General features: G+C 43.6%; 13 protein-coding genes. 3 read left to right on the top strand and 10 right to left on the bottom strand.

Translation table 11 applies throughout. The features are described 5' to 3' along the window. Positions 1 to 4: 4 nt before the first annotated feature. Both BW716_RS30935 and BW716_RS30930 read right to left on the bottom strand, forming a co-directional pair. Positions 5 to 1,834 (bottom strand): sodium:solute symporter family protein, encoded by a 1,830-nt coding sequence (locus BW716_RS30935; protein ID WP_083729245.1) that lies wholly within the window; start codon positions 1,832 to 1,834, stop codon positions 5 to 7. Positions 1,835 to 1,837: 3 nt separating this feature from the next. Then, a complete protein-coding gene (locus BW716_RS30930; protein WP_083729243.1) occupies positions 1,838 to 2,965 on the bottom strand; it encodes a glycoside hydrolase family 26 protein in 1,128 nt (375 codons plus the stop codon). Positions 2,966 to 3,183: 218 nt separating this feature from the next. On the opposite strand from BW716_RS30930, the gene BW716_RS30925 reads away from it, so the two are divergent. Next, a complete protein-coding gene (locus BW716_RS30925; protein ID WP_083729241.1) occupies positions 3,184 to 4,071 on the top strand; it encodes an AraC family transcriptional regulator in 888 nt (295 codons plus the stop codon). A gap of 87 nt (positions 4,072 to 4,158) precedes the next feature. Here BW716_RS30925 and BW716_RS30920 read toward each other — a convergent pair whose 3' ends face one another. The 4 genes from BW716_RS30920 to BW716_RS30905 all read right to left on the bottom strand — a co-directional run bounded on the left by BW716_RS30920 (position 4,159) and on the right by BW716_RS30905 (position 11,153). Beyond that, complete coding sequence (locus BW716_RS30920; protein ID WP_083729239.1) at positions 4,159 to 5,250, bottom strand: IPT/TIG domain-containing protein; 1,092 nt, start codon at positions 5,248 to 5,250, stop codon at positions 4,159 to 4,161. A gap of 11 nt (positions 5,251 to 5,261) precedes the next feature. Then, positions 5,262 to 6,902 carry a RagB/SusD family nutrient uptake outer membrane protein gene (locus BW716_RS30915; RefSeq protein WP_083729237.1) on the bottom strand — a complete coding sequence of 547 codons (1,641 nt, stop codon included), beginning with the start codon at positions 6,900 to 6,902 and terminating at the stop codon, positions 5,262 to 5,264. A gap of 20 nt (positions 6,903 to 6,922) precedes the next feature. After that, complete coding sequence (locus BW716_RS30910; RefSeq protein WP_083729235.1) at positions 6,923 to 10,096, bottom strand: TonB-dependent receptor; 3,174 nt, start codon at positions 10,094 to 10,096, stop codon at positions 6,923 to 6,925. A 568-nt stretch (positions 10,097 to 10,664) separates the two neighbouring features. Next, complete coding sequence (locus BW716_RS30905; RefSeq protein ID WP_083729233.1) at positions 10,665 to 11,153, bottom strand: CPCC family cysteine-rich protein; 489 nt, start codon at positions 11,151 to 11,153, stop codon at positions 10,665 to 10,667. A gap of 79 nt (positions 11,154 to 11,232) precedes the next feature. Between BW716_RS30905 and BW716_RS30900 the strand changes: the two genes are divergently transcribed. After that, positions 11,233 to 11,802, top strand: a complete 570-nt coding sequence (locus tag BW716_RS30900) for a Crp/Fnr family transcriptional regulator (protein ID WP_083729231.1) — start codon at positions 11,233 to 11,235, stop codon at positions 11,800 to 11,802. Between the two features lie 60 nt (positions 11,803 to 11,862). Then, a complete protein-coding gene (locus BW716_RS30895; protein ID WP_083729229.1) occupies positions 11,863 to 12,273 on the top strand; it encodes a DUF4267 domain-containing protein in 411 nt (136 codons plus the stop codon). 151 nt (positions 12,274 to 12,424) lie between these two features. Here the strand turns inward: BW716_RS30895 and BW716_RS30890 are convergent, their stop codons facing one another. From BW716_RS30890 to BW716_RS30870, 4 genes are all read right to left on the bottom strand, one after another. Then, complete coding sequence (locus BW716_RS30890) at positions 12,425 to 14,257, bottom strand: OmpA family protein (protein ID WP_083729227.1); 1,833 nt, start codon at positions 14,255 to 14,257, stop codon at positions 12,425 to 12,427. A gap of 11 nt (positions 14,258 to 14,268) precedes the next feature. Next, positions 14,269 to 15,258 (bottom strand): type IX secretion system membrane protein PorP/SprF, encoded by a 990-nt coding sequence (locus BW716_RS30885; protein ID WP_179091304.1) that lies wholly within the window; start codon positions 15,256 to 15,258, stop codon positions 14,269 to 14,271. A gap of 2 nt (positions 15,259 to 15,260) precedes the next feature. Then, positions 15,261 to 18,851, bottom strand: coding sequence for a gliding motility-associated C-terminal domain-containing protein (locus BW716_RS30880; protein WP_083729223.1), 3,591 nt, complete (start codon positions 18,849 to 18,851; stop codon positions 15,261 to 15,263). A 240-nt stretch (positions 18,852 to 19,091) separates the two neighbouring features. After that, a partial coding sequence (locus BW716_RS30870; protein ID WP_179091303.1) for a T9SS type A sorting domain-containing protein occupies positions 19,092 to 20,309 on the bottom strand: 1,218 nt, incomplete at its 5' end.

Genomic DNA, 20,309 nt, shown 5'->3' with positions numbered 1-20,309 from the left:
CTAGTTAATTTTCCAGTTTATCCCACCAGGTACGTTTGAGTATAAAGCTCACCACTATCAGTACACAAACAGTTAACAGCAGTGGCAGTTTTAACCACAATACGACATACATTGGAAGTATGGTCAGGCAGGATTGAGCGATGATACCCAACACTACATTGAACATATCCAGCTTAAAGCGCCGGTTAGCTACGAATGTCGGGTCATCTTTGATTACCATTTCATGTATCGGTTTCCAGAACCCCCAGGGCTTTACAGTACGATAGAATGATTTTAATGTTTCTGTATCTGTAGGAGGAGTTGCATAGGTACCAATGATGCAGCCAGTCAGCGAAATGACGAATAAAAGTGGCCAGTTGTACAAAGGCAGCCCTTTGAAAATTAAAGGGAATATCAAAGCTGCAACGATACCACAGATCATTCCCCAGAAAAACCCGCCCGCATTAAAGCGCCACCAATACCATTTGAGCATGTTAGCAGCAATATATCCACCGTATAATGCGCCTACTATCCATTGCAGAATGCTATTCACATCCTTTGCAAAAAATCCCAGCACTATACTCACCGCTACAGTCAGTATCCCTACGATGTAATTCATGGAGATGATCTTTTTGGTAGAGGCATGTGGATTTACATACTTCAGGTATATATCATTCACGATATACGCCTGTGCAGCATTCAGAGTTCCGGAAAACGTACCCATAAAGGCGCCTAATAGTCCTGTCAGTACTATCCCCAATATACCCGCCGGCAGAAAAGTATTGATGGCAGAAGGTAAGATCCGCTCAAAATCTACGCCTGTTGATGAAGTAATATCCAGTTGATGATAGTACAACAATGACAGTACTGTGAGCCCGATGATGAGAGAATATCGTACCGGCAATAAAATGATAGATACAAAACCTGTCATTTTAGAAGCGTCTTTAGGTGATCGGGATGATAAGACTTTCTGCATATCATAGTTAGGCGCAGGGCCTGCCAGACTGGCGAAAATCCCTTTGAATATCATCATCATGAAGAAGAGACCAAACAGACTATACCCATCATCTGATATCTTTTTATTAGCCTCGGCGATGATATTAGACCAGTCAAGGTCCAGTTTCCAGCCAAAGAGTGGATTTTCCCAGCCACCCGGTACGTTCAGCACGACCCCAGGACGATGCAGGTGCAACATAGCTATCACCGCGATAGCGATACAGCCCACCGTCATGATCACATATTTAATCACATCACTCAACACGATGCTATGCATGCCTCCCAACACGGAGTAGAACATCGCAAAGAGCGTGAAAATAATCCCATAAAAATGAGCGACATAAGCGGGCGGTATGGTAAATGGAAGATAGGGCTGTACAAGATGCCAGGGTAAAAATATCTCGATGAATTTTCCTAATCCTACAAAGCCATAGGCAAGGAATCCCAGACAGCCAATCAGCGCAAACGCCACCACCACGCTGTGAGAACCTTTTACACCTTTGCCCTTCAGACCAAAGCGGGTGGCCAGCCATTCAGCACCGGTGTTTGCATTGGAACGTCGTAACCATTTAGCCAGGAACATCATATTAAATACCTGGTTGAAAACCGGCCATAACCAGGGTATCCAGATACTCTTCATCCCATAAACAAAACAGAGGGAGACCATCCACATCGTGCCACTAATATCGAACATATCAGAAGCATCGCTTAAACCTAACATATACCACGGCAATTTCTTGCCTCCCATTAAATAACTTTCTTTGTTTTCTCTTGCCTTCTTTCGTAAAAACCATCCGATCATCACCATTGTGATCAGATAGAGAATGATGATTGCAAGATCAATAAATGTTAATCTCATGCATTACTTGTATAGGGACAGTGCAGCCGCATCTTTCTGGAACAGCGTTCTATCCTGGTTATAATAAATTATAAAGTCGTCAGCAGATACCTGTCCTTTGAAAGGTACATAGTAATGCATCTTTTTCATCCATTCGTTGTAACCATGGTTACGCCAGAGTAGGGTATAGGCAATGTGATGATCCCCAATCGCATCCGTCAGTGTTTTGGTCCACCATTGTGCATAAGGAACCGCTTCATATCCCGTCTCTGCCAATGCTGAGATTTTGTTCTTTTCTTTCGCGATGGTTTCCAATATCGCCAGCTGCGCATTGGTCTGTTTCATAAAATTGTTGCTGGTAGCAGGATCATCCCATTGATAGGTATCAAAGCTGACAACGTCCACCATATCATCACCCGGATACCTGGAAAGGAATTGTTCTCTGGTAAATTCACCGCCGGTATTGTATACGTACAATAAGTTGTGTAATTGTTTTACCTGCTGCAGATAGTAAATGGTGAAACGCCATAGCGTAATGAATTCGTCTGCAGAACAGGCATTTTGTCCCCACCAGAACCAGGTGCCGGTCAGCTCATGATAGGGGCGGAATAAGATAGGGATCGCTTCTCCTTTTTTACCTTTCAGGGAAGCTAAAAAGGCAGCTACATTATCCAGCCATTCTTTGTATTTCGCATGTTCGGCGCCACCGGGAAGTATAGCCCGCACCGTACCATGCGTTGTATCCCACGCACCTTTTTCTGCTCCAATGGGACTTGTAACATGCCAGCTGATGGTGGAAACACCTCCTCTTTCATATGCTTCCTGGATATACTTACGGATCTTTTTGAAGGGTACCTGATCGAGGTTAGCGTCTTTTCCCGATTCTATACCACCCAGGTCCCAGCCATACAGTGCCGGATAATCTCCGGTCACTTCTTTCACATCACTGGCACCTGATTTATATCGCCAGTTCACCCCATAGGCCAGGTCATCCTGGTGGCCGAAAAGATATCCTTTTTCCGGCAGTTTTTTCAGGTTCCTGTATAGATTAACCGTTTCCAGTGTAGCCTGTTTATCAGCCGGAAAATCCTGCGCAAATGCATGCGCTGAAAATGCCAGACCAATCATCATACTACAAATATTTTTTAGCATCTTAAAGTGATTTTAAATTAAGCAAGTGGAATTCTTAATTGCGGATTAAATGCTCATAACGTTTAATAATATTATACAAAATTGCTGTTATTTTTAACTCTTCTTTAATACTCTTTTATCTATTTATTATACTTAAACAGTCGAATTATTTTATTTAACCCACAAGTATCTAAATTTCAAATGTTTACTGTTTATGTTGAAGTAATACTTTATTATTCATGAAAGAGCATTTATTAAGAGAAATTACACCACTCACACAAAGCGACTGTTTTACCCTCTTTTCAAGAGAGAAAAAAGAATTCGATTTCCCCCTACATTACCACGAAGAATTTGAATTGAATTTTATTCAAAATGCCGCCGGTGCCAAAAGGATCATTGGTGATCATATAGAAGAAATAGGTGAGCTTGAATTAGTACTGGTTGGACCTAATCTTCATCATGGATGGTTCAATCATCATTTTATGGGAGGTCAGCTTACAGAGATCACCATACAATTCCACCGCGACCTGTTCGATGCAAAGTTCCTTCAGCGTAATCAGATGAACTTTATCCGCAACATGTTTGAACGTTCTTTGCGGGGTATCCTTTTCTCTAAAGAGACTACCAGGATGATTATGCCCCGGCTTGTTCAGTTACCCAAAAAACATGGATTTGACTCTGTACTTGAACTGATGTCTATCCTGCATGACCTGTCTACTTCCCGGAATATGCGGATCCTGTCTGATTCAGGTTTCGTGCCTGTTGAGACCCTTGCCTACAATAGCCGTCGTATCGAAAAGATCATGAAATACCTGAATGAGAATTTCGACAAGAACGTCACACTCAGAGAAGCTGCGAAGATTGCAGCTATGACCAATGTTGCCTTCAGCCGTTTCTTTAAGATGAAGATCGGTCAGACCTTTGTAGATACCCTGTTGGAGATTCGTTTAGGACATGCTTCCCGCATGCTGATCGACACAACGCATACTATTAGTGAGATCGCCTATAAAAGTGGTTTCAACAACATCTCTAACTTCAACAGGATATTTAAAAAGAAAAAAGGTTGTACACCCAAAGAGTTCAGACAGGAATACACTTCTTCTATGGGTGTGAGGACCTTTGTATGATTAATTCTTTGATAATACTACACCATCCTGGCCGGTACAAAAAAGGATGTATTCTTACCAGAATACACCCTTTCTGTTATGCTACAATTACAGGAAGCCAATATCATCGAGATAGATGGTCTCTGCTGTACCACTGGATTCCTGTATCACCAGTGATGTCAGCGTAGTAGGAGACCCAACCTCTGTTAATAATACGGTATAGTCTGTCCATTTACCGGCTGTCAGCGTCAATGTTTTAACATTGCTATAATCACTGTTCACCACGATATTTACGGTATTCCCATCCGTATCAGCACCACCATAAATGGATATCTTCAATGCGGTACAGGAACTCAGGTCTTTGGCAGAACCGGTGTTAGCGAGAGATACCCCTCCCCAGCCGGAAGTAAAGGCCGCCTTTATAGAATAGGTACCACGTTTTACAGGAGATGTATTGGCAAAATCATTGTTTACACTCCAGCTCCAGTCAGCCCAGTTCGCAGCCAAAGCATCATCATAAATGATATGTTGGAAACCGAATTTGGTGGCAGAGGATGAAGTACCTCCCGGTGTAGTGACATAAATATATTCCTGCACGATACCATCCGGTACTTTGACAACGATCTGGGTAGAAGTGGAAGAAACAATTTCTGCCGTTACATCGCCAAATTTCACCCCGGTTAAATTGTCAAAATAAGTACCTGTGATGGTTACCTCTGTGCCGGCATCTCCCGCAGCAGGTGTAAAGCTACTGATCACGGCAGCCGGTTGAGCGACAGTGAAATCATAATCCACACTACCATGCATGGTTACAACAGTGATCTTGTTGGTAGTCGTACTTGTACTATAAGATACTGTAGTAGGAATGGTAAATATGATCAGCTCATCTGTAACCAATGTTGGATTGAAATAGATACTCACCCCATTGATGTAGATCTTCATTGTCGTTTTCAGGTGCTGACCTACGATCCCATATTGATTACTGATAGAACCGGAAGTAATAGTAGAATCAGCAGCTACCACCATAGATGAAGTGGTCGTAACAGACGAATCTAATGTCACTTGTTTGGTAACAGTGACCGTATCTGTCTTGCTAAGTGTTCTGATGCGGGTGATCACGGGTGCAGATGAATCCTCTTCCTTTTTACAGGATGCGAACACGAAAAGCATTAATAAGGTAAAAACAATAGTATTTTTCATGTTTTTATTCTTTAAAAGTCATAAGCTACTGGCGCTTCTGACAGTAATGGATTAGCCGTGATTTCCACAGCAGGGATCGGGAACAGGAAGTCGTCATTCGTTGGTGTTAAATAACCATTACCATAACGAACAGGAACCGTACTGTTATCTGAAGTGCCTCTGTCCTGCTGTTTGATCAGCAGGATAGCAAGTGGGTGAGCCGTGGCATTGTAACCATCTATACGCCCCAGGTCATACCAGAAATCATCTTCAAAAGCAAACTCTCTTCTGCGCTCATCCAGGATATCATCTCTGTATAATGTGGTGGGCGCATTGGGATTAGTAGTTGCATTGTAAGCGGCATTAGCCGTGTAATATCCTCTTTTGATCTGGGTCAGACTTGTCAATCCGGACCTGTTACGTACCTTATTCAATGCTGCCAGCGCAGTAGCGTCTGAAGAAGAGGATGCACCGGCCATAATAGCCTCAGCGTAGATCAGCAATACATCGGAGTAACGCATCATGTAAGTATTGTTGGGCATGGCCTGTGAACCACCTACACCACCATTATCACTTGCATTCCCTACTACATATTTTTTCGTACCGGTGTGTGTGCCACCAGGATTACAATCTGAACCTACGGTAAATCCACCATCGGAAGAATGTATTTCACTGTAAGTATCACCAGGCACCATCACAGTAGCATGTTTACGTGCATCTCCGTCATCATACATATCGAGCAGATCGAAGGTGGGTGAGAGCACGCCCCATCCATCGCCAAAACCGGAGATAGTAGTCGTGTAGGCCAACAGGGACTGTGCGGGGTTCGCTTGTCCATAGGTAGCATTCGTAGCCCATTGCAGTTGAATCACAGATTCTTCGTTGTTGTTATTCGCAGTTTTGAACAGGTCGTTGAAGGTAACGCCGGTTACATCCGCACCATACAACCGGAATTCACCGCTACTGATCACTTTTTCTGCCTTGGCACGGGCGTTGGTATAATCCTGCATGTATAGGTATACCTTGGCCATCAGGGCACTGGCGGAGCCGCTGGATACCCTTCCCTGTGAAGAATAGGAAGAGCTTCTTGTCATAGTATAACAGTTCTTTTCTGCAAATTCAAGATCTATCAGTATGAATTTGTAGACATCTGTTACCAGGTTGCGATGCACCTTGTAGTTACTGATATATTCTGTATAATCTTCTATAATAGGTACTGCACCGAAGATGCGCACCAGGTGAAAGTAAGCCAGTGCCCTCATCAGGTGAGCTTCGCCCAGCGCATTGTTCAGCACATCTGTACTTACAGAAGAAGACGCCTTTTCATTCAGGTTTTTGATCACAGCATTACACTGTGCCACTACTGTAAAAAGGGAGTTCCAGGCGTTTACCACTTCTGCATTCACATTAGTCGCCGTCCAGTCCTGAAAGTTGATCACATCGGAGGAATAAGAACGTGCATTACCAGAAGACAATTCAGAGATGCCCAATCCTGCTTTTCCCACCCATCCAAACCAGGGCACACTATATAAAGCATTTGTACTGGCGGTTACCTGGGCGTCTGTTTTATAGTAGGCATCTACGGTTACACCATCCTGAGGTGTACCATTGAAAAAATCTTTACTGCAACTCGTCAATAAAAATACAGTTAGCAGTGATATGATTGTTTTCATTTTAACTTAGTTTAATTAGATTAAAACTCTGCATTGACACCAAAAGTGATCGTGCGGGCAGCTGGATACCGGCCAAGGTCTACGTTGCGAAGGAATACACTTTGGTTGTTCTGACCTACTTCCGGATCCAGACCTGAGTAGTTCGTGAAAGTGTATAGGTTTTGTCCGCTTACATAGAATTTAGCCTTGCTAAATCTCGCCCTTTTCACCCACTCAGAAGGCAATGTATATCCCAGCATTACGTTCTGTATCTTCAGATAAGAAGCGCTTTCAATGAAGCGATCAGAGTTGTATAAGTTTGGATTATCCCCGATCCTTGGGGCAGGGATGTCTGAATTTGGATTTTCTTCGGACCAGAAGTTAGCCGTATAAGCCATTTGGTTCTGATACAGAGAAGATAATCCCGCTGTTGAATATTTCAGCGCATTCAGAATTTTACCACCATAAGAACCATTCAGGAAGATAGACAGGTCAAATCCTTTATAAGAGAAGGTGTTGGTAATACCATAAGTGAACGTAGGATTAGGACTTCCCAATATAGTTTGATCACTTGAGTTAATCACACCATCACCATTTACATCTACGTATTGAATATCACCTAACCAGGTACCACCGCTTGCATTTTCAACACTTCTGCCAAACTGTAACGGTGCATTTTTCAACTGCTCGGCAGTTTTGAAGATACCTTTTGTTTTATATCCATAAAATGCACCTACTTCTCCACCTTCGATGGTACGGGTAGCGGGTAAGCTCAGGTAACTGACTGTAATACTCTTGTCGATATAAGGTGTACCGGCGGCCAGAGATTCGACCTTGTTTTTGAAGTGAGAGAAGGTCACAGTGGTATTCCAGGTAAAGTCTTTCTTATTGATATTATGGGTAGTGATTGTAAAGTCAAAACCTCTGTTGCTGATTTTACCTCCATTGATGTATGGAGCACCTACCACAGCACCACTGGAATATTCAGCAGTACCGCCTAACACATAACCGGGCAACGCCTGTTGGAAGATGAAGTTCTTGGATGTCTTGTAGAAGTAGTCAAAGATCACATCTACCCGGCCTCTAAGCAGGCTAAAGTCAATACCTGCATCAGTTTGTTGTGCAGCTTCCCATGTCAGTTTTACGTTTTCCACTTTATCTACCAGGAACCCGGTACCCAGACCAGTGCTCACGGTGGCAAGTGCAGCGCCGTATTTATAGTTGGCCACATTCTGGTTACCGACTTCACCATATCCTACACGGATTTTGATGTTGTCAGCCACCTCTTTTACTTTAGTCATGAAAGGTTCTTCAGAAATTCTCCATGATGCAGCGAAAGAAGGGAAATACCCTGTCTGGTGACCATCTGCAAATTTGGAGGATCTGTCAGAACGGACTGTGGCAGTCAGGCTATATTTGTTATCATAAGTATAGATACCACGCGCAAAGAAAGACTCCATGGTTTGCTGCCCCTTATATTCACCTACAGTAGCGGTAGAGGCAGTACCATTCCCCAGGGTCTGGTTGTTGTCGTCATCCCCGGCTACAAAACCTTTGATGCTGGCAGTCACACCACCCCAGGTAGACTTCGTCACTTCATGCCCTAACATAGCCGTCACGCTATGTTTTGTGCCGAATTGATGTGCATAGGTGAGGTATTCCTTCCAGCCCCAATATTGAGAATTAGCCATGTATTCAGTCAGCTGTGCGGTTTCATTTGTATAGGCACCCCATTTATAGGTAGGTAAGTATACTTTCGCATTTGACCAGTTGAAGTCTCCATTTAATTCTGATCTCAGGGTCAGATCTTTGTAGAGTTTCATATCGGCGTAAAGGGTAGCATTGATATTATAGCGGACAAGGTTGTTGGTGATACTCATGGCCTGCGCTACAGGGTTGATCGTACCTTCTGTCGTACTGGAAGGTCCGGCATAGGAACCATCCGCATTATATACAGGCTGATCTGGAGCATTGAGCAATGCGTTATAAATAATACCGGTATTATCGCCCAGCGTAGCGTGTTGTTCACTACGGCTGGCATTCATAGCAGTACCGGCTTTAAACCACGGTTTTACCTGGCTGTTCACATTTGTTCTGAAAGTATAGCGGTTAAAGTCATTACCGATAATAGTCCCTTCCTGGTTCAGATAGCCACCGGAGATATAATAATCGGTACCATCCTTCGCCCCTGATACAGATAACTGGTGACTTTGCATAGGAGCAGATCTGAAGATCGCATCCTGCCAGTTGGTCCCTTCACCCAGTAAGTCAGGGTTGGCAAATTCTCCTCTCCGTGTAGTACCTGCCAGATCCGCCAGTACATTCTGGAATTTGGCATATTGTCTCAGGTTCATCATATCCAGGAACTTTCCCTGTTCCTGCACACCATAGAATCCATCATAGGCTACTCTTGCGGTACCAGCTTTACCTCTCTTGGTCGTAACGATGATCACACCATTAGAAGCTCTTGCACCATAAATGGCGGTTGCAGAAGCGTCTTTCAGCACATCGATAGACTCGATATCGCTGGGGTTGATCATGGCCAGCGGGCTTACCGCTCTACCACTGGCAGCATCATTGCCCGCACTGCTTAACTGTACTGTGCGACCACTTGTACTTGAGTTGGTAGCATCGCCAGAGATAGGTACACCATCGATCACATACAGCGGCTCATTGGATAAACTTAAAGAAGTGATACCCCTGATGTTCACAGAAGTTTCGCTTCCGGGAGCACCACTGTTTTGTGTGATGGTGACACCAGAAATTTTACCTTGTAAGATCTGGTCCATACTTACCTGTGGAATGTTCGCGATCTGGTCGCTTTTAATAGAGCTGATAGCACCATTCACATCAGATTTTTTCTGTGTACCATAACCGATCACAACGACATCGCTCAGAGTAGTACTGGTGTATTCCAATACTACATTCAGAGTAGTCTTGTTACCGATATTAATTTCCTGAGGTTTCATTCCGATGAATGAAACCAGCAAGGTTTTTTCCTGCTCTGGTACAGAGATGGTGAACTGACCGTTACCGTCAGTCATCGTGGAAATTTTGGTGTTGTTTTTCACAACGATCGTCGCTCCAGGCAACTTTAATCCTTTATTGTCTGAAATAGTCCCCTTAATGACCCGTGGATTGTTTTGAGCCCGGAGAGTGCCTGGATTTGAAATCATTAATGCAATCAACACTACAAATAGTAAGACTTTTTGCATAGTTTGATTATATTAACATGTATTGTGTACATGTTTGATGTAGAAAAATGTGTCTAATCTTTTTTTGACTGACAGATAAAATGCCCCCATCGCTGTATCTGGTGATACAGTCAATTAGTAGTAATAATGAAATGCCAGTTTGATTAACTCGCTTTCTTTTTGATGTTTTGTGGAAAATGTTGTGATAGGGTGATTCTAAAGTTTAGTTTCATATAGTGGAATATTTATGTTAACAAATCTATAACTTCTTAATCAATTCATGATAATACTTGTTTATCTAAAAAAAATACTTTTTTAGCCAGCATGCGAGATGGGTATTCCACTTCATTTTTGCGTTTTAACCACCTTTCTCCTTAGCTACTATGATTTTATCTGGATATATTTTGGGGTGTAGTGAATATTTATTATGACATTTAATAGTAGTACTTTTTTAGCTTATAATAATACCCGGTGTTGTCTGGTATGGAAGGGGAAACCACTTTTCCCATATTGGTAAGAATAATGATATGTGTAGGGCCATTGCGTTATTTCATCAAAAAATTCGGTAAGTTGCCTCCCCACACCTCCATCACAACTTCGGCACCACCAGCGCCGCCAGCAGATCTTTACTTACCTCTTTCCATTCTATCCAGATATGGTCCTGCGGTAGTTCGTCTCCCGTCATTCTATCTTCTATATCCTGCCTGCGCCGCTCATAAAATTCAATTGTCCGCAACACCCTTGCCGTATCGAAATCAACCTCCCCATCAATCAGTTCAATATTGCTTTCCAGCATACGACCAATATTAATCCTATTCGCCGTCAAAGACAAATTGCCATTCGGCCCTGAAATGAAAACCCCTTCAGTTTGCAATCCTTCTAAAATACTCTTCGCATGGTCATCCTGTCCATCATCTTCCCAATTACAGATGCTGCATATATCAAATTCACCCCTCGCTGTAAGCGTAGGGAACCCACACCCAGGGCAAGTGTATAAATGAATATCATTTGCCTGAAGGTAAGTATCGTAATGCGCCCTTCTGATATGAAAACCAACTAATATTTCGGATTCGTTCATCAGTCGGAAGTTAACAATTTTCTATCTATTAGCGCCTACAGGGAAAATGTGTAAATTTATAACCACGTAAATAATTCAGATGAACCTGCTTATCGAAAATATCAAATCTATTGTGCCACTATCTCCCGCAGATGAAAAAATCATCAATAGCCTATTTCAAAAAATAGTGATAGATAAAGATGAGCATATCTTACAGGAAGGCCAAATTTGCCGCCGTGTAGTATTCATCGAAAAAGGAATAGTAAGATATTACCTGAGGAATAACGGCGAAGAGCAAACCTTCTATTTTAATAAAGAAGGGGAGTGGGTGTGCGACTATCCCAGCTTCCTACCAAAAATACCTGCAATTACGAATATACAGGCTTTAGAAACAACAACCGCCTGGGTGATCAGCTATGATGATCTGCAAAAGTTCTATCAGCAGGTTCCTCAGGGTGAAAGGTTCGGACGTTTAGCCATAGAACAGGTTTATATCAATGCGGTAGCACAATTATCCTCATTATACAACGATAAACCCCAGGCACGCTATCAAAAGTTTGTTCAGACTTATTTTGACATTGCGCAGCGTATCCCCCAATATTATATCGCTTCTTATGTAGGTGTCAAACCCCAATCTTTAAGCCGGATCCGCAAGCGACTTATTTATTAACCCAGGTGCATGAAAAGGATCCGCTAATGCTTCAATTTTGTGTTATTAATTCATAACACAATGAAAACAAACAAAAACTGGGGATTTAATTCAGCATCTTATTGGATGACACTCTTACTGGCAGCAGGAATCATCTTCATCGGCGGCAGATTTATAATAGCACCTTCCGTAGGTGCCAATGGTTTTGGAATTCCTATATCGGGTGTTGAAGACCTGCCATACGGAAGAATAAAGGGCATACGCGACATCTTTTCCGGACTAATGCTACTCCCATTTCTATTCCTGAAAATGCGCCGATCTGCTGCATTGGCTTTAACAGCTGCCATCATCATACCGGCTAATGACTTTTGTATTGTCTTGATGACCAATGGTGCAAAAGACATCCAACACCTGCTTATCCACGGTCTGACAGTCGTTTACATGATCGTGACCAGTATTTTATTATTTAGAAAAAACACACATCCTGAATAATAAACATCACTACTCATTATCATTTTGGCCGGTTGTAAAAAAGACACAACAAAAATAATCGCCACCGGGCTAATTGATTATAACGGTTTCCAGTAACTAAGTCGCTATTTAACACAAAAGAGGAAGCTTGCTTCCTCTTTTGTGTTAAACTTCAATAATACACCTTCAACGTCGACCGCCTGTTTCTCCTATGCTCCTCCTCCCCACAAGGCACCCCATCCGCACACGGATTTACCAACTCCTGCTCCCCAAGATTTTCATAATAAAGATTCTTTGGCGATACCCCACTTTTAATCAGGTAATCAATCACAGCATAACATCTCAAAGCCGACAGATCCATATTATAATCATTGCTACCCCTACTATCCGTATAAGACCGTACCATCAATTTCCATTGCGGATAATTCCTGAGCACATTCGCTACCCTGTCCAGCAGTTCTCTTGAACTAGTCAGCAGGATCGCACTGTTATAATCATAATAAAAGCACATGTGTTCAAGTTTATCAATAACAGCACTATCCTCCCCACTAAGCGTTTTTCGCGGAGATGAAGGTGTCTCCACCTTTGCCAGCTCCGGAACAGTCATCTCTGGAACAATCACCTCTGGTACACCCCGCTCTGGTACAACCATCTTCTGCACCGCCACCTCCGGCTTATTCTCCAATTTCTCTGTCACATGCGTATCCATAAAATGATAAACATCATCCCCTCCATTCCCTCCATTCCTGTTCGACGCAAAATAACCTTCATAGTAATTGTCCTTCATAATAAATCCCAGATCATCACCACCTGAATTAAAAGGCATTTTCAGGTTCACGGGTTCACTCCATTCAGCACCACTGCCCACTGCACGAAAAATATCAAAACCACCAATTCCAATATGTCCTTTACTTGAAAAATAAAGCACCCCCGGTTCATTGACAGTAGGAAAGGTCTCTTCTGATGATGTATTGATAACATTCCCACAGTTCCTTGGCATCCCCCACGTTCCATTTGCCTTCCGCTCACTATACCATATATCTGTCTTCCCCACTCCACCCGGTCTGTCTGATACAAGGTAAAGTATCTGACCACTAATTACGACATTACCCGTATAACTGCCCGGTGCATTTAATTCAGTAACAGGTGCAAGTGCAGACCATGTATCACCTTTCTTAAAAGCCCAGAACAGCGACATTAAACGCTGCCCGTTTATCGGCCCCTTTTTCGTTTTGTGAAACACATCTGCATTTAAGGTCACATAGACAGTATCCTCCCTGTTATTAAAACATACCGGACCTACATGATATGGTAATTTCCCCAGTAGTTTCGGCAGCACTTCTTCCAGGTAAGTATTGGCATTACTTCCTTTCTGATATTGTTTAAATACATATGGTTTGAAATATGGCTGATCTACCCGTGGATCAATCTCAGGATGACGCTCTGACCCTGTAGTCAGCAACATTTTCCGGTATCCGTTAGAAACCAGCAGCAATCCATCTTTTACCACACCACTGATCCAATCAGCACCAGGCGTGCTCAGTTCCTTAATATTCTCTAATGCCATGAAGTGCGAACTTTTCTTCCAGAGCACCCCACTATCACAACCTGCCAATAGTCTGTTCTTCCATTGCATACTATCTGTATTCGATGTAGTATACAATGCAATGTATTTTTTAGCAGAGTCGTAATGTTCCATATTCATCTGTGTTTCCCCATACAACATATTTACTGCCGAAGGACAACCGGGATGCTGCAACATCCTGAAATACCAATAACCCGCTTCTTCAAACCTCGCCATTGCTACATAACAATTTGCTGTTTTGTCCAGTAAGACCAATGGTGCCTTTTTCCCTTTCCTGTCAGCTAACTGACCATACAATTTGGCCGCATCTGCATATTCCTGTCTTGCAAATGCTTCGTCCCCCAGTTCTATCAGGCTTTTATCTTCCTGCCCATAACTGAATAAAGGGATAAACAGCAATACTATAAGTTTACGCAACATCTTTTCTGATTTTAAAAATACCGTGGACTTGATACACTGTACCTTTTAGGACGGAATAAAATACCTATCGAGATTTCATGCGAGCCTCCCTGTGCATCGGCCAGCTCATTCAGATTCAGATCATATGCATACCCGATCCTGTAGTTGTCAGAAATATAAAATTCAACAAGTGCACTGGCAGCATTTTTCGCCTCCAGACCCGTCGGCAGATCTTTACGCCATACCGGCAATGCAGTACGATAAGAACCGCCTATCCAAAATGCACGATCGATTAGCAGCATAGCATTGAAATCTATATTTGTCGGACCTTTCAGATCATCTTTGACCATGACTGACGGCTTTAGCTGCAACTGCTCTGACAAAGAAAGCATACAACCGGTTGACAGGTAGAGGTGCGTTGTCTTCCGGATATTTTCATAATTATATCCTTTCCATTTATAGTCAGCAGTGAGGTATTGGCTAAAGAGATCCAATGCAGACACACTGATAAAAAAGGAAGGAGAATGATAATAAATACCAAAGCGGGCATCAGGAGTAAGGGCATTGACACCTCCACCCGGGAAGGTGGGGTCTTCCGCATCAAAGTACTGAAGACTTTCACCATCCAGATGATATTGAGCCACGCCAACACCCAGACCGAAACTCAGGTGTTGTGTGCGATTCGCATTCAGCGGAATCTGGTAAGAGTAGGAGGCATAAAGAGAATATGCCTGTTGTGGCCCTGACATATCAGCCATTAACTGTACACCCAGACCCATTCCTGCCTTGTCTTTATCATGACGTAACGGACCATCAAATGACACGCCTGCCGTTCGCGGCGCACCGGGTAACCCCGTCCATTGTTGTCTGTAGATCGTGTTCAGGTACCACGCATTTTTATATCCGGCATATGCAGGATTCACACTGAGGCCATTGAAAATGTATTGACTGAACTGCACATTCTGCTGTGCAGTTGATTGCAACGCCCCTGTTAACAATAAAAAAACTATCAGTGTACGCATGATCATTTTCTTTTTAAGATGACCCATCCTGTATATTGTTTTATTCCATCGCCTTCGTCTACATCCAGTTTATAGTAGTATACGCCTTCGCTTAATCCGGCACCATCCCATTCATTGTGATATGCTTTTGACTGGAACACCATATCGCCCCAGCGGTTGAACACGAATAGGGGAGCGGGTGGGTATTTTTCCAGTCCTTTGATCACAAAGAAATCATTCTTACCATCTCCGTTCGGACTCATGGCATTGGCAAAAGACAATATTGTTTTTCCCGGGGTTGTTTCGATATTAGTGCCGGGATCCCCGCTGCAGCCATCTACTGCCGGATCGCAGCCTGCCGTTGGTTTTGAGTTGGTACCATCCGTAACGGTAGCGGTATTGGTAATGACGGGAATGCTGTCGAGATTATCAATCGTTTTAACAATCATAGATACTTCTGCTGTGCTGCCTACAGGCATAGCAGGAATATTCCAGGCTACAGCATTATCGCTTTCACTATAGGTACCATTAGCAGTAGCGCTGATGTAGGTAGTATACTGAGGAACGGCATCCGTTATTTTGATATTTTCAATGGCGGTATTACCCGTGTTTCTGATGTAGATCTGATAGGTGAGTTCTTCAGCAGGCATTACTTTATCTTTTTTACTGGCAGGAGTGGCTACTTTCCAGGTGACCCAGTTTACCACCGTGTCTACAGAGATGTTCGTAGACGGTCCCGGTGGCGGATTAGTAGCCGGATTATCATTGTCTCCGGGATCAGCAGGAATCGTTGGCTGATCTTCTTTGCCATTGCCATTGTCCACGGCAGCAGTATTGGTAATAAAGGTGGCACCGGTAAGATCGGTAGTTACTTTTACCTTAAAGCTTCTCGTCACATCGGGTGCACCCACGGCTATTTCCGGAATGGTCCAGATCAGTACATCATTAACGGGTTGAATATTTTCATCTGCACTGACAAAATCGGTGTAGGCAGGAATCGTGTCCGTAATTTTTACATTGACGAGCTTAATACTTCCATTGTTGCGGATGTGAATGGTGTAAGTAACTTCATCACCGGTAGTCACACCGCCTTTAGGTCCGGTAGGTGTGTAGGTGGCGCTTTTCCAGTTCAGGGATTGTTTGCCATTATCTACAGGAATTTCTGTGGATGGATCATTTGGATCCGGGTTCGTCATAGGTTCATTCGGATTACCTGTGGTGGATGGCGTAGTCGGATGATCGCCTGAGCCATCGCCGTTATCTACATATCCAGTGTTAGTGATGTACCCGGCATTCGTGAGGTCCTGTGCCACTTTCACTTTAAAACTTCTGGTCACATCCGCAGTGCCAACGGGAATATCAGTGATGGTCCATGTTAGTTTACCATTCACGGGAGTAATGCCTTCATCGGCACTTACAAATACGGTATATGCCGGTATTGTATCGGTGATGATCACATTGTTCAATTCGACATTTCCAGTATTCCTGACGTGTATAGTATAAGTGATTTCATCATTTGTCTTCACCATGCCTCCTGAGCCAGTTCCGGTATAAGCAGCGCTTTTCCAGTTGAGAGATTTTTTTGCATTGTCTATCGGAATATCAACAGAGGGATCGTTAGGATCAGGATTGGATTTTGGATGATCATTATTGGAAGGATCCGGAGGTACAGTCGGATGTTCGCCACTGCCATCGCCATCATCTACACCAGCGGTATTTGTAATGCTGGTAGCACCAGTCAGGTCATTTACTACACGTACCGTAAAACTTCGGATCACATCTGCGGCGCCGACAGGAATATCAGTAATGGTCCAGGTCAGTTTACCATTCACAGGAGTAATGCTTTCATCTGCACTTACGAATTCGGTATAGTCAGGAATGGCATCGGTAACGATCACATTAGTCAATGCCACATGTCCTGTATTACGTACATGAATATGATAAACGATTTCGTCGCCGGGTTTGGCGATGCCTGTGAAGTCAGTACTTTTCCAGCTCACAGATTGTTTACCACCATTATCAACGGGAACATCGGTAGAAGGATCGTTAGGATCCGGATTGGATTGCGGCTCATTAGGATTTAACGGATCTGGTGGGGTAGTAGGATGATTGCCTGTACCATCGCCGTTATCAACATTGCCGGTATTGGTAATATTGGTGACGCCGGTCAGATCATTTGCCACAGTTACAGAAAAGTTTCGTGTGATGGTAGAGCCGACGGCGATAGCAGGAATAGTCCATGTCAGTTTGCCAACCGCATCAGGAGATATACTTTCATCTGCATTTTTAAAAACAGTATGAGCCGGAACCGTATCTGTGATCTTTACATTATTCAACACCACATTCCCGGTATTGCGCACATGAAGGGAATAAGTAATCACGTCACCTGCCTTTACTGCTGTTCCTGTGTAGCTGGCTGACTTCCATTGTTGCGAAGCCATGAAATCATCATCAGCGATGGTAACAGTGCCGACGCTGGTACCTGTGGTGAGAGCTGGTACGCCTGTGCCTACAGAGAATGCAGTGATAGTGAGGATAACGGTTTCCGGACCTTCGATCAGGTTATCGTCTTTAACAGTTACAGCAATTGGAACATTGCTGGTACCTGCGGGAATATTTTTAGTAAGGGTGATAGTTGTATAATCTGTTCCGTTAGTGGCGGTGCCGGTAATGGTGAATCTCACGAGCACAAAGCCTGTAGTATAAGTGCCATTGGGCCATCCGATGGAGAAGCTACCATCATTGCCGGTGCCACCGGGTTCTTTACCGTTTGTGGTAGACTGAATACCGATAGGGATGTTAACATCGTCATCTTCAATATTTACAACAGCGGAGGAGCTGGCAGAGAAAGTCATTGCTCCTGAAGAGGAGAGGCTTGTGGATTGCAGGGTCACCTGGACGGTTTCGGTGGGTTCAACGATGTAATCGTCATTTACATGGACAGGGAGTGCTATGCTGTTAGTATTAGCAGGTAGCTTGATTTCGCCTGTCATATTGGTGTTATTGTAGTCGAAGCTAGTCCCGGCGCCTCCGGTGGCAGAGCTGGCGCCGTCAATGGTATATTTCACCAGGATGTCTTCATTAAAAGTAAGTGTTCCCGGAAGGCTGATTTTAAATTCACCATTGCTGGCGTTTCCGTTGCCGAGTTCTTTACCATCGGTAGTTTTGGTAATGGCCAGGCGGTTGTCGTTATCGATCAGTTTAGCGGTTAAGGTTCTTTGTGTACCGAGATAACTGATGCCGTCGGCATCAGTTGCGGAGAGCAGACCGATTTCAATGCTTTCGTCTCCTTCGATCAGGAGGTCGTCATTGACGTCAATGATCAGTTGTGCTTCTGAATAACCGGCTTTGAGGATAATGGTACCAGAGAGGGTGGTGTAGTCTACGCCGTTGGTGGCCGGATCTGATACTGTGGCATTGACGGAGTAGGTGATGGTGATATCGCTGGGTGCTGTTGTTCCGTTTAGCAGGAGGAAGGAGATGATGCCGTTGGGGCCACCTTCTTCTGCTCTTACTAATTCATCCATGGCGATTACATCTGCGCGTTGGGTGGGTTTGTACATCCAGCTGACAGAGAGGAGGCATAGGAATAATAATAGAAGGTTACATTTCATTTTCCAGGGATTTAGTTGAATAAAGGGGATGTGTCATACATAAAAAGACGTCCTTAGAATTTGTTAGTGCGACAGTTGTTTCTATCGTGGACCAGTATAGAATGATCTCGGTAGAAGTTGTTGGCGCGATACCTTTTTCTATAATGATCCGTAATAGAAAGAGCCTGTATCTTTTTGAAATACCCCCAAAATTTTTAACCTTTTGGATTGACTTCAATTTTAGATACAGGCTCATAGGTTTTATCTGATAAGGATTAGTTTTTTAGTGTAAACTTTACCATTCGCACGGATAACACAATAGTGCAGGCCGGCGGGGAGGCTAATTGATCTGTATGTTAGTTTATGCACTTCACCAGCTTTTACATATTCGTTGAACAGGAGGCTTTCTCTGTTACCCTGCATATTACTGTAGATCTCTACTGATATTTTTCCATTTACAGGTGATTTGAAAGTAATGGATAATTCATCAGTAAATGGATTTGGATATGCGTTGTATTCAAGCGAAGCGGCTGTTTGTTGCAAAGCAGCGGAAACAGTGTTCAATGTGTATGTGGCAGTATTCTGGCATCCATTGGATTTGTCGGTAACCTGTAAAGTAAATATGCCACTGATATCTGGATTGCCTGATTGATAGAGGACGGTGGCTGTTTGAGCGCCGTCGAGTATCAACCAGCTGTTATCGGAGGAGACTAATGACCATTGGTAGTTGGCATTGGAAACGCTTTGTGCACTCAGGAGGTCTACTGATAGTGGATCAGGATTTGTCGCTGGTGGCAGGATAACGGCAGTCGGTAGAGTGGTGTTACTTATAACAGGTGTATTGGTGGTGGCTACGCAGCCGTTGTCCGGATTGGTAACTGACAGGGTATAAGTGCCTGATGTAGTTACAATGGCTGATGCGGTGTTGGCGACAAAGTTGTTAGGCCCTGTCCATCTGAAGGTAGTTCCGTTTGTGGAGGAGGTACCGGTGATGATCACGTTTGTTTTTTGACAGGTGAGAGGGCCGTCGTTGGATGCCTGGATATTGGCTGGTGGCGTGATGTTTTGAGTGACAGGGGTATTGGTGGTGGCGGTACATCCGTTTTGGGTGTTAGTGACCACCAGGGTATAGGTCCCTGCAGTTGTTACATTTGCCTGTGCTGTAGTAGCTGTATAATTGGATGGGCCGCTCCATTTATAGGTTACATCGGATGATGTAGAGGAGCCAGTGATTTGTACGGTTGTTTTTGTACAGGTCAGCGGGCCATTGTTTGAAGCTTGTACGTTGGCAGCAGGGGAGATGTTTTGTTGTACCGTTACACTATCAGTGGTAGTACATCCATTCGTAGCCTTAGCTGTTACATAGTATTTACCCGGAGCAGTTACTGCAATTGGATTAACTCCTGCGCTATATCCATTCCATGTAATCGTGCCGTTAGAAGAAGCGGTAAGATTTACAGAAGTAGTAGCGCAAGTCAA

Origin of the sequence: [Flexibacter] sp. ATCC 35208, from assembly GCF_001975825.1 — a bacterium.
Lineage (GTDB): Bacteria > Bacteroidota > Bacteroidia > Chitinophagales > Chitinophagaceae > Chitinophaga.
The sequence above is the reverse complement of the archived record's forward strand: the minus strand, read 5'-3'. Positions and strand labels throughout refer to the sequence as shown.

What these genes read in the sequence shown, in the direction of transcription:
- BW716_RS30935 (WP_083729245.1), bottom strand. Translation starts at nt 1,834, where the DNA reads ATGAGATTAACATTTATTGATCTTGCAATCATCATTCTCTATCTGATC.
- BW716_RS30930 (WP_083729243.1), bottom strand. Translation starts at nt 2,965, where the DNA reads ATGCTAAAAAATATTTGTAGTATGATGATTGGTCTGGCATTTTCAGCG.
- BW716_RS30925 (WP_083729241.1), top strand. Translation starts at nt 3,184, where the DNA reads ATGAAAGAGCATTTATTAAGAGAAATTACACCACTCACACAAAGCGAC.
- BW716_RS30920 (WP_083729239.1), bottom strand. Translation starts at nt 5,250, where the DNA reads ATGAAAAATACTATTGTTTTTACCTTATTAATGCTTTTCGTGTTCGCA.
- BW716_RS30915 (WP_083729237.1), bottom strand. Translation starts at nt 6,902, where the DNA reads ATGAAAACAATCATATCACTGCTAACTGTATTTTTATTGACGAGTTGC.
- BW716_RS30910 (WP_083729235.1), bottom strand. Translation starts at nt 10,096, where the DNA reads ATGCAAAAAGTCTTACTATTTGTAGTGTTGATTGCATTAATGATTTCA.
- BW716_RS30905 (WP_083729233.1), bottom strand. Translation starts at nt 11,153, where the DNA reads ATGAACGAATCCGAAATATTAGTTGGTTTTCATATCAGAAGGGCGCAT.
- BW716_RS30900 (WP_083729231.1), top strand. Translation starts at nt 11,233, where the DNA reads ATGAACCTGCTTATCGAAAATATCAAATCTATTGTGCCACTATCTCCC.
- BW716_RS30895 (WP_083729229.1), top strand. Translation starts at nt 11,863, where the DNA reads ATGAAAACAAACAAAAACTGGGGATTTAATTCAGCATCTTATTGGATG.
- BW716_RS30890 (WP_083729227.1), bottom strand. Translation starts at nt 14,257, where the DNA reads ATGTTGCGTAAACTTATAGTATTGCTGTTTATCCCTTTATTCAGTTAT.
- BW716_RS30885 (WP_179091304.1), bottom strand. Translation starts at nt 15,258, where the DNA reads ATGCGTACACTGATAGTTTTTTTATTGTTAACAGGGGCGTTGCAATCA.
- BW716_RS30880 (WP_083729223.1), bottom strand. Translation starts at nt 18,851, where the DNA reads ATGAAATGTAACCTTCTATTATTATTCCTATGCCTCCTCTCTGTCAGC.